This window comes from Streptomyces sp. YGL11-2, assembly GCF_050054615.1.
Classification (GTDB): domain Bacteria; phylum Actinomycetota; class Actinomycetes; order Streptomycetales; family Streptomycetaceae; genus Streptomyces.
Genome location: NZ_JBNHIN010000106.1, coordinates 1 through 9,575, shown reverse-complemented (window position 1 = coordinate 9,575; position 9,575 = coordinate 1). Strand labels below are relative to the sequence as shown.

Genomic DNA, 9,575 nt, shown 5'->3' with positions numbered 1-9,575 from the left:
CTGGCGCACCACCCCGACCAACCCGCCAACCAAAGTCCCCAGAAGCTGGGACCGTTAAGTCACTGGTCTTGAGGCTAGAACTCCGAGCCGCCTTCCGCCACGCTCGGCTCAGTCCAGTAGGGACCATCTCTGCTTTAGAGGTAGAGCAGCCTGCGCATGACGCATGAGAGGCGAACCGCCCGGTATTCCGTCGGTCAACAACGTCAGATTCCCCAGTGACGGGCTGCCAACGCTCCGGCTTGGAAGCGACTGCGCGCCCCCAGACGATCCATCAGCGCGGCGACTGTACGCCGAATCGTCCGCACCGACACACCCGTGCGGCGGGAGATCATTTCGTCAGTCAACCCCGCGGCCAGCAGGTCCAGCATCTCGCGCTCTCGTTCTCTCAGTGCCTGCAGGTCAGCGTCGACCACAGAGGCGGCGGGCTTGTCAGCGAGCTGGGCCCATGTCTGCTCGAACAGCTGGTAGTACAGGTTGACCAACGCCGTGTCACGCAACAGCAAACCCCCTCCAGACCCGGCAGTCGGGATGACGGCCATCTCCCGGTCGATGAGCGCGCCCCGGAACGGGGGTTGTGCCGCTACACGCAGTTGGACTCCGGACTCACGCATCCGCTGTCTTTCCGCTGCGTGTTCGGGGTCACGAGCGAATGCGACGGGGCACAATGCACGTACGCGTACCCTGCGTTGGGCGAGCCCTGTCGTCAGTTCGGCCACCTTGAACCACCCGGTACGGCCGTTCAGGCACCCAGTCGGGGCGAGGCACAACTCAAATACTGGCCGATGCTCCAGCCACTGAAGCCACTCAATCGAGTCCCCAGTGCCACTCAACGGTTGCACACCCGCCACTGGCGTATGCCCTGGCGGATCCTCCTGAGCGAAGCGGCGATCCACGTCTTCCATGGAATGTGTAAAGCCAGTCACCGGTCCCCCGTGAAACTAGGTTAAAGTTTTCGCATCCCGTGATGATCAAGAGGTCGCAGGAAGGTGCTGAGGCGCGATAGTCCGGCATCTTGCGCTCTTCGCTGAGCCATCCGAGAGTGCGAAACTGGGTCACAATCGTCAAGCGGCAAACTTTTGCCCCATCAAGGCCTGGCTTCGTCAGCGCTGGAATCAGAGTCAAGCCGGAACAAGCCCCGCAAGCCGCACTCCGGGGCAATGGGCGGTCCGGAGCACGTGAGAGGCCACCCTTACCTCACTCGAAGACACAGCTGGCAAGGAAAGATGGAAGAGCTCGCCCTGCCGAAAGGCGAATCCACTTGACCCAACCCCGCAACGCTGCCGGGAGGTGGGATCGCGTAACACACTGCTGAGCAATTCCTTGAGAGCTGGGTTATTCGGATGCGTGAAAAGAGCAAACCTCAAGCTGCTCCCACACGCGGAAACACCCCGTGATCTGATGGTCTACTCAGCGTCGAAGTGACGACTCAACAGCCGCCCGGCCTCTGGCTCTTCAATCACTGCGCCACGGAGGGCAGTGCAGCGGCCCCAGCGCCTCCGCTCAGCGGCTTCTTCAGCGGCACGGCGCACCGAAGCTTCGGGCTGGATGCGTTGCCCGGGATTTTGCGGCGCAGTCGGCCGTGGCAGGGCCCCGACGAAGCGGGGCAGGCTCCGCCTCCGCTGTTGCGAAGTCGACCATCGGTGCTGCGTTCCTGCGGTACAGGACCGACGGGCCCAGGTGGACGGGGCAGGCTCTAAGGGATCGTCCTGATGCGCCCATGTCGGCATTAGTGAAATACTCAACGATGGCTTCCATTCCATACCAGGATGGATCCGGACCGGCCCAGTCGGCGAAGTCCCCCGTAGCTGGCCGGGTTGGTCCGGCAGGCCCGCGTGGTGGGTACGCGAGTCCCATAGGATGAGGAAGCGCCAGCAGGGCGACCTGGGAGGACGCTCAAGCTCCCTCGATCGCAAAACTTACGTGATTTAAGTCTTGGGATCAAGCTATCTCTGTCGCCATCCACAGCAGTTCAGGAGCACCGGTGCAACGCGAGTTCAATGTCGAACGCCTGCGGCGTGTTCGCCAGGTCCGTGACATCCCGAAGAAGATCGTTGCGGACAGAGTAGGGATCACGCCTCCCCGGGTCAGCGCCTGGTTTGCTGGCGATGCCACTCCGCCCGCTGAGACGCTCCCTGCTCTCGCGCGCGCCCTGGGCGAGGACATCGACGACCTGTTCCCCCGCACCGGCGCACCGGACCTGCGGGATCTGCGGTGCGATGCCGGTATCCGGCTGCGGGACGTGCCCGAGATCATCGGGACCCGCAGCTCGGTCCCTGTGAAGAACGCCGAGCGGGGGGTGAAACGGCTCGATGACGCCTACGCTGAGCGCCTGGCGGCAGCGTGCGGGGTGACAGTCGAGGACCTGCGTGCTTCTGAAGACCGCAGCTTCGGCGAGGAGACGGCCTCCTGCGCCGCACCACAAGCACACTCGCCGGCCACCCTCGCGGAGAAGATCACGCACTTCCTGGAGCATCTCCCCGCCGATGACCGGCCCTCGGACGCCGCGATCGCTGCGGCGGTCAACGTGAAGGCGGGCAACGCCGACGTCGTCAGGCCGAGCCAGATTCGGGACCTGCGCACCGGGGCGAAGTCGGCCGAGGAGCTGCTCGCCCAGGTGCCCGAACAGGTCCTCTACGAGGGCCTCGGCGAGGTTTTCACCGTTCCGCCGCACACCTTCCAGTCAGACGAGGAAGTCGTACAGCAGATCATGGAGAATGTCCGGTTCCTGGCCAATAACCGGCAGCAGGGTGCCGAGCTGCATCTGCGCGGCGAAGGGCTCTCCACCGGCATGCTGGCCAAGCTCAACTCCCTGGTCGAGGAGTTCAGGGACGAAGAGTCCGGCAAGGCCGACCGGTAACCGTCGCCAAGTGCCATCCATCGCCTCTCCGAGGCGTCGTCATCGACTGTGCACTGCGCTCCGCCGACCGCGTACGGTATTGCCTTGGCACCATCCGAGATCATTGAAACGAGACCACCGCCGCAGGTCAGGGGGCAAAGGTGTGAGGTCCGCATTACGAAAGTTGAAGCTGCGCAGGCAGTGCCAGACGAAACTCTCCACCCTGCCGTTGCCGGAGCCCTTTTCCATCGACGGCTTGGTGGAGAACATCGCGAGCGCGCGCGGACAGCGCATCCGCCTGGTGCCCTTCGAGGAGCGGCAGGACATCCGCCGCGCCTGCGGCCTGCGGGCGAGGTTTGAGGACGATGTAACGATCATCCTGTACCGGCCCCGGCCCACCCAGAGCCAGACCGACCACATCATCCTGCATGAACTCGCTCACGAGTGGCTCCAGCACTCCACCACCCTCACCACCGAGGAACTGGAGCAGCTCCTTCCCGGCGAGGAGCTTCACCAGCTCGTCCAGCGCTACGGACGGGGGATGACCATTCAGGCCCGCGCCCGCTACGGGACCATGGAAGAGCAGGAAGCTGAGCTCGGCGCGTACCTGATCGAGCAGCGGGTGAGTAGTCGCGCGCTGGCCGGGGACGAGCGTGTCGACCTCCTGGGACACGCCCTCAGCCATCCGGTTGCCCCGCCTCGGAGCACCGGCGACTAGGACCACTTCTTGTTCACTGCGGTCTTCTTCCACCTGACCGCCGCCGTCATGGCGGCGGTCGCCTTGTGGCGCGCCCCGGCGGCCCTGCGCTACGGAGACACCCAGCGCCGAGCGCTGTGCGCGAGTTACGTCGGCTACGGTGCCGCCATCTGGCTCCAAACCCCCACCGTCGTGCATGTGATGGAGCAGGTGCCGGTCACAGAGCTGTCCATCCTCCTCGAGCAGTGCTGTGGCACGGCGGCCATCGCCGCGATCATCTCGTATGTGGCCGCCTCCTACAGCCAGAGCGCCAGGGAAGCGGAGCCGCGGTATGTGCTGGTCTCCGGCTTCATCGCCCGCATCTCGCCACGGGTGGCCGTGGGCGTCGTCGCCCTGCTGACGCTGACCTTCTTCACCGTGGTCGATCGGCGAGACGGGACCTCTGGAAACTTCGCCGCCGAGCACGGTGGCGAGTGGGGCGCAGCCCTCTTCCTCACGATCTTCTACGCCTACCTCGCGGCCTCCTGCACGGTGACCGGCTACCAGTGGGCAAGCGTCGCCCGCCGCACCGACACCTGGCCGCTGCGCATCGGACTGGTGCTCATGGCCTTGTCCATGACGCTCGGGTGGTGCTTCGTCATCCTCCGCACCTTCTTCATCTGGGGCACCGTCGCCGACCCCTCCCTCCGCTCACTCACCCCTGCTATGACCCAGGTCACCGGTGCCCTATGGTCCTGGGCTCTCATCTTCTTCGCGGCCGGATCGAGCGTTCCGGCTGCCAACGCCGTCATCTCCCGGTGGTCCCGATTCCGGCTGCTGCGCGCCCTGGAACCGCTGCGCCGAGACCTGATGGCCGCCTGCTCCGAGGTCAGTTTCGAGAGCGCCCTTTCCGGCCGGAGCGCCGACAGGCCGACCTCGCTGCTGCGTGACCTCACGGACTGGTCACTGCCGCTGACCATCCGGCTCAGCTCCCGTGTCCATGAGATCGCCGACGCGGTCGAGCAACTGCGCGGGTATGCCCCGCCGGGCCTGTTCCACGCCGCCGAGGACCTGCTCGAAGACTCCGCCGAAGACCTGCCCAACCCGCAGGCCACAGCTGAGGCCCTCTACATCAGGGCCGCGCTGTGCGCAGCCGCCCGCAACCGCCGTACCCGCGAGGTCTCCGAGCCCCTGCCTCGTAAGGCGCTGTCAAGGTCGGAGGATGAAGCCCGCTGGTGGCGTCAGGTCCATCGGGAGTACGCGGCTATCTCCCCCGCCCAAGCCGAGGCGCTGCTCGCCGATGTCGCCTCGGAGTCGGCCGCCCCGCACGGCAGCCCGTCGTAGCGCGCGATCCCTGCTGAACCGCCGCCCGACTCAAGAACCGGTTTCGATAGTGTCGGGGTTCTGCACACGAGAGGAATCGGCATGGACATCGCTCAGGCCCGGACCCGGATCACCGCCATACGCGAAGCAGGTGGGCAGGCCACCACCGACGAGCTGGATCAGCTCTGGGCCGCCCTGGAGACCGTGCGGCCCGAGGAGATCCTCGGCTCCTGGAAGGGCAGCGCCTTCGCCACCGGGCACCCGGTGGAGAGCGTGCTCGACGGCGCCAACTGGCACGGCAAGAACCTTGAGTCCCTCGATCACGTCGAGCCGCTGATCTGCCGCGACGCCGACGGCAACCTCTTCTCCAACACGGAGGCGGGCCAGGGGGACGCGAGCCTGTGGATGGTCGAGTTCCGTGGGGAGACGACGGCCACCATGGTCTACGACGGCCGCCCTATCTTGGACCACTTCAAGCGGGTCGATGACGCCACGCTCCTGGGCGTCATGAATGGCAAGGGCGTCCTCGACCCGCACGGCCGACACTTCTACTTCCTCCTCGAACGCGACTGAGTAGGAGCCGACCGGTCACCCCGCCCCGGCCGCGTCACACGTGGCCGACAGCATCAGGAGTACACGTAATGCGCACCCAAGCAGCCGTAGTGGAATCCCCCGGCGGCCCCTTCACCCTCCGCGAGGTCGACATAGAGCAGCCTCGAGCGGACGAGATCCTGGTGAAAATCACCGCCGCCGGTATCTGCCACACAGACCTGAGCGCGCGCCAGATCTGGCCCGCGCAGGGCCTGCCCATGGTGTTCGGACACGAAGGCGCGGGCGTGGTCGAATCCGTCGGTGAGGCCGTGACGACGGTGGCGCCCGGCGACGCCGTGTGCCTGAGCTACCGCAGCTGTGGCGGATGCGAATCGTGCACCGATGGACACCCCGCCTACTGCACCGCATTCAACGCGCTCAACGCCGCCGGGACCCGCACGGACGGCAGCACCCCGCTCACCAGCGACGGCTCTGCCGTGTACGGGAGCTTCTTCGGGCAGTCCAGCCTCGCCACCCATGTCCTCACGCACGAGAGCAACACCGTCAAGATCCCTGCCGATCTGCCGCCCACGGTGGCAGCTCCGCTGGGGTGTAGCGTCCAGACCGGTGTCGGCACCGTTCTCAATGTCCTGCAGCCCGCAGCGGGCGAGACCCTCGTCGTCTTCGGCGCCGGCAGTGTAGGGCTGAGCGCGGTGATGGCCGCCGTCGCCGAGGGCTGTCACGTGATCGCAGTCGATCCCGTTGCCTCCCGCCGCGCGCTGGCCCAGGAGCTCGGCGCCAAGGCAACTCTCGATCCCGGCGGCGACACGGACGTCGCTGCCGCCGTTCGCGACCTCATCGACGGCGGCCCGCAGCATGCGATCGACACCACCGGGCAGCCTGCGGTCATCGCCCAAGCCATCACGTCACTCCGCCAACGCGGGGCACTCGCTCTGGTCGGTATCGGCACGGCCGAGTTCCCCACCATGGCCGCGATGACCAAGGGCCTCACGCTGCATGGGGTGATTGAGGGCGACTCCGTCCCCGCCGAGTTCATTCCGCGCTTGGTCGACCTCCACCGGCAGGGCAAGCTCCCCGTAGAGAAACTGATCGGCGAGTTCCCTTTCGCGGACGCCGAAGCCGCAGCACAAGCAGCTGCCCAGGGCGACGTCATCAAGCCCGTCCTCACACTCGGCTAGAACAGGCGGGACCGTTCCCGGGAAGACGTGACTTGGCCGTGCGTGCTCAGGCACGGCTCCGCACGGTCTGTCAGTTGCGCCCCCGGGCAGGGCAGTCGATGAAGTCACCCCAGGTCGCCAGGGCAGCCCCCACGTCACCGCGTTTGAGGTGGACTTGGCCCGAGGTCGGCCAGCACGATCGCGCGGGTACGGCGGCGGTCGAGATCGGCGAGGGGGCCAGCTGGTGGGCATGGTGCACGCACCGCTCCGAGAGCCGCACCGCAGCAGCCCGGTGTCCCAAGTTGCTGGCCTAGACGGCCATGCCCCGCAAGGCAGTTGCGACAGTTCCGCGTTCCCGGCCTCGGCAGGAGGCTATAGGAGTTCCTGCGGGTGGACGGTGCAGGGGGTGATCCTGCAGCGCAGGTCCCGGCGCATCCACAGCACTCCGCCGGGACTGAGTTTCCAGCCGCCCGCGGTGAGGGCGGCTCGTACGGTGTCCTCGTGGACGGCGATATCGGCGGCGGGAGCGGCGGCGCGTGGTGGTACAGGTCCAGGTCCGTCAGGCCGATCGCGGGCGCGGCCGTGGTGGGGACGCGGCCGTACCGGTAGCGGTAGTGGATGACGCGGCGCCGGGCGCGACCTCCCCGGACCAGCCGGACAGAGCGGCGGTGGCCTTCTCCTGGGTGCGGCGCCAGATACCTTTCTCGATGGCGCGGGGCCGGTCGGCGTCGCCGACGAACGTGTGCTGCTGGAGTTGGTCGGCGTCGAGCTGGTCGACGACGATGTACGGAAGTTCCACGGTTCCTCCCTGGTGGGAGTCGAGAGCGACGGGGTCAGTGCTGGCGCATCCAGGCGCGCCAGGGGCGGATGATGATCTCCCGATAGGTGAGGTGGGAGGGGTTGCGGCCGGCGTGCCGGAACACCCAGCTCTGTCCGTCGGCGAAGTCCTCACTGGTGGTCGAGGCCTCCTCGCAGACCGCGCACTGCATGGAGTACGTGACGGGTTCGGCGTCCGGCTCTTGGTCCGGCTGGAGCGTCCACTCCTGGAAGAGAAGTACGGTGTGCGGCCCGCTCAACACGGCGCCCCCTCAAGGGCATGCGCGATCTTGAAGCGGGACCAGACCGCCTTGCCGTCCGCGTAAGGCCCCGTGACGCCCCATTCGTCGCTGTACATCTCGACGATGTACAGGCCACGGCCCCAGATGTCGTCGCTGGCGGGGCGCCGGAGCTTTGGTCGGCGGGGGCTAGCGTCGCGGACTTCGACGCGTACGGCGTCGGTCTCGGCCGTCATGGTCAGGGTGAAGCCGTGGCCGGGGGCCGCTCCGTGCGTGAGTACCGGTAGGCCACTGGCGAGGTGTCCGCTGCGCGGGTCCTTTTTCAGTGGCCCCCGGCCCGAACCCGCCGTGCACCTTTTCGATGCAGCGGGCTCTCCAGTGACTTGTGCGTGTTCCTCACCCCTGGTGTGCATGGATGCCTCCGTGGCAAGTCGTGCAGATCATGAGTGTTCTGCGCCGTTTCTTGAGCATCAATTGCGCCCATACAGGCTGTTCGTCCTTGCTGCGGAGCTCTACGAGCGGGCGGACTTGGTGGACTTCCATCCCGGTTCGCTGGTCGCAGAGTTCGCACCGCCCCTTGCGGAGCCGGTCGATGAGCTGGCTGCCGCGAGGGGCGTGGGTGAACAGGCAGAGGCTTCCTGACCGGCGCGATCCGGTCGCCCGTTCAGCTGGACGCGGACGACTTCCGCTTGAACACGCCCCGGTTCGCCAAGGGCAACTTCGAGCAGAACCTCACGATCATCGACGAGGTGACGGCCGTGGCCGAACAGGCAGGCACGACGCCCGCCCAGACTGCCCCGGCCTGGCTGCTCGCGCAGAGCGATGACATCGCCCCCATCCCTAGGACGCGGCGGGTGACGCGTATCGAGGAGAACGCACGCACAGTGCGCGCACCGTGGGTGGAGCGATGGTCGTCGAGGGGGAGCAGGTTGTCGTGGGCGACGTGGCTCAGTCGGCGGCGGAGGTCGGGTACGAGGTGCTGTGCCGACGTCATCACCGCAGGCGGATGACGAGCGCCGCGGCGCGGGTAGCGGCGCTGTCGTCGGACGTGCTGCCGGTCACCGCCACTTGACCTCTGGCCGGCGAGAAGCGCGTCGGCTTGTTTGTCGGTCGCGCTGGCCATGGGGAGCGAGCGTCGGGGAGCGGGTGGCTTTGGGGCGGGGGCTCGGGAGGGTGGCCTTGGCCGCAGGTTCGAGCCCTGGGCGGGAGCCGCAAGCGAGGGCCGCGGTGAGCGCACCGCAAGCCGTGGTTCGGCGTAGTTCCCCGGTCGGTTGAGTGAGAGGACAGCACCAACGCTCAATGTTTCCATCGCGGTTGCTCCTTGCGGCATACCTCTGCGAGTGCACTGACCAGGGAAGGGCCATCGGGATACGCCCGCCTTGTGGGTGCCTTTGGTGACCAGTTGATCCGGCGACCTAACGGGCCGGGACAGCTCGAACTACCGTGGACGCGCCTCCAAGTCGTGCCGTACCCAAAGGATCATGTAAGGTCTTCGAGTTGCCATGGAGCCGGCAGGCCCCACGGCAGCCATTCCGTCGCTCTTCAGCGGCACACCACTACTGAACGGCCCGTCACCGGACCAATTTCGGCATGCCGTAATTCGGACCGGGGCTCGATTATGAGCCAGCGAGGGATTCCAGTAAAGTAGTGATCACGCCGAAAGGCGCGAACAACCCCCTCCGACGGGGAAACAGACCAGAATTCAAGCCGGAAACGGCAAGAATGAAGATCTGCTAAAGTCGGAAAGGCCGAAAAGCGAAAGCGAAGCGGCCGACCCCCCTCCAACAGGGGGCCGGAGCCGGAAACGGATCTGGTAAGGTTGGAACCGCGAGAAAGTCGAAAGGCCGGATCGCACCGGCGAAAATCGGAGCCGCGAGGATCTGATAGAGTCGGAAAGGCAAGACCGAAGGGAAGCGCCCGGAGAGCCTGGTGAAACAGGCACAAAGGAAGCGTCCGTTCCTTGAGAACTCAACAGC

10 protein-coding genes and 2 pseudogenes are annotated in these 9,575 nt (G+C 66.5%); 7 read left to right on the top strand and 5 right to left on the bottom strand.

What is annotated here, in order from left to right:
- Window positions 1–203 precede the first annotated feature (203 nt).
- The gene (locus ACO1BR_RS43175) at window positions 204–503 is read right to left on the bottom strand and encodes a helix-turn-helix domain-containing protein (protein ID WP_426800595.1); all 300 of its coding nucleotides are present in this window, start codon (window positions 501–503) and stop codon (window positions 204–206) included.
- Between the two features lie 1,478 nt (window positions 504–1,981).
- Between ACO1BR_RS43175 and ACO1BR_RS43170 the strand changes: the two genes are divergently transcribed.
- The 5 genes from ACO1BR_RS43170 to ACO1BR_RS43150 all read left to right on the top strand — a co-directional run bounded on the left by ACO1BR_RS43170 (window position 1,982) and on the right by ACO1BR_RS43150 (window position 6,565).
- A complete protein-coding gene (locus ACO1BR_RS43170) occupies window positions 1,982–2,857 on the top strand; it encodes a helix-turn-helix domain-containing protein (protein WP_426800594.1) in 876 nt (291 codons plus the stop codon).
- A gap of 163 nt (window positions 2,858–3,020) precedes the next feature.
- The gene (locus tag ACO1BR_RS43165) at window positions 3,021–3,554 is read left to right on the top strand and encodes a hypothetical protein (RefSeq protein ID WP_426800593.1); all 534 of its coding nucleotides are present in this window, start codon (window positions 3,021–3,023) and stop codon (window positions 3,552–3,554) included.
- 9 nt (window positions 3,555–3,563) lie between these two features.
- On the top strand, window positions 3,564–4,856 hold the full coding sequence (locus ACO1BR_RS43160; RefSeq protein WP_426800592.1) for an MAB_1171c family putative transporter: 1,293 nt from the start codon (window positions 3,564–3,566) through the stop codon (window positions 4,854–4,856).
- An 81-nt stretch (window positions 4,857–4,937) separates the two neighbouring features.
- The gene (locus tag ACO1BR_RS43155) at window positions 4,938–5,408 is read left to right on the top strand and encodes a DUF4334 domain-containing protein (protein WP_426800591.1); all 471 of its coding nucleotides are present in this window, start codon (window positions 4,938–4,940) and stop codon (window positions 5,406–5,408) included.
- A gap of 68 nt (window positions 5,409–5,476) precedes the next feature.
- Window positions 5,477–6,565, top strand: a complete 1,089-nt coding sequence (locus tag ACO1BR_RS43150) for an NAD(P)-dependent alcohol dehydrogenase (RefSeq protein WP_426800590.1) — start codon at window positions 5,477–5,479, stop codon at window positions 6,563–6,565.
- A gap of 538 nt (window positions 6,566–7,103) precedes the next feature.
- Here ACO1BR_RS43150 and ACO1BR_RS43145 read toward each other — a convergent pair.
- The 4 genes from ACO1BR_RS43145 to ACO1BR_RS43130 form a co-directional block, all read right to left on the bottom strand.
- Window positions 7,104–7,343, bottom strand: coding sequence for a hypothetical protein (locus tag ACO1BR_RS43145; protein WP_426800589.1), 240 nt, complete (start codon window positions 7,341–7,343; stop codon window positions 7,104–7,106).
- A gap of 34 nt (window positions 7,344–7,377) precedes the next feature.
- Window positions 7,378–7,620, bottom strand: coding sequence for a hypothetical protein (locus ACO1BR_RS43140; protein ID WP_426800588.1), 243 nt, complete (start codon window positions 7,618–7,620; stop codon window positions 7,378–7,380).
- A complete protein-coding gene (locus ACO1BR_RS43135) occupies window positions 7,617–7,835 on the bottom strand; it encodes an ATP-binding protein (RefSeq protein ID WP_426800587.1) in 219 nt (72 codons plus the stop codon). The genes ACO1BR_RS43140 and ACO1BR_RS43135 overlap by 4 nt, the downstream gene beginning before the upstream one ends.
- 160 nt (window positions 7,836–7,995) lie before the next feature.
- Entirely contained in the window at window positions 7,996–8,193 is a 198-nt protein-coding gene (locus tag ACO1BR_RS43130) for a hypothetical protein (RefSeq protein ID WP_426800596.1), read from the bottom strand.
- A 44-nt stretch (window positions 8,194–8,237) separates the two neighbouring features.
- On the opposite strand from ACO1BR_RS43130, the pseudogene ACO1BR_RS43125 reads away from it, so the two are divergent.
- Window positions 8,238–8,426: pseudogene (locus tag ACO1BR_RS43125) on the top strand (aldo/keto reductase); the annotation flags it as partial.
- Window positions 8,427–8,476: 50 nt separating this feature from the next.
- A pseudogene (locus ACO1BR_RS43120) lies at window positions 8,477–8,671 on the top strand (thymidine kinase); the annotation flags it as partial.
- Between the last annotated feature and the right edge of the window lie 904 nt (window positions 8,672–9,575).

Coding starts and splice junctions, on each gene's coding strand:
- ACO1BR_RS43155 (WP_426800591.1), top strand. CDS start 4,938: ATGGACATCGCTCAGGCCCGGACCCGGATCACCGCCATACGCGAAGCA.
- ACO1BR_RS43150 (WP_426800590.1), top strand. CDS start 5,477: ATGCGCACCCAAGCAGCCGTAGTGGAATCCCCCGGCGGCCCCTTCACC.
- ACO1BR_RS43135 (WP_426800587.1), bottom strand. CDS start 7,835: ATGACGGCCGAGACCGACGCCGTACGCGTCGAAGTCCGCGACGCTAGC.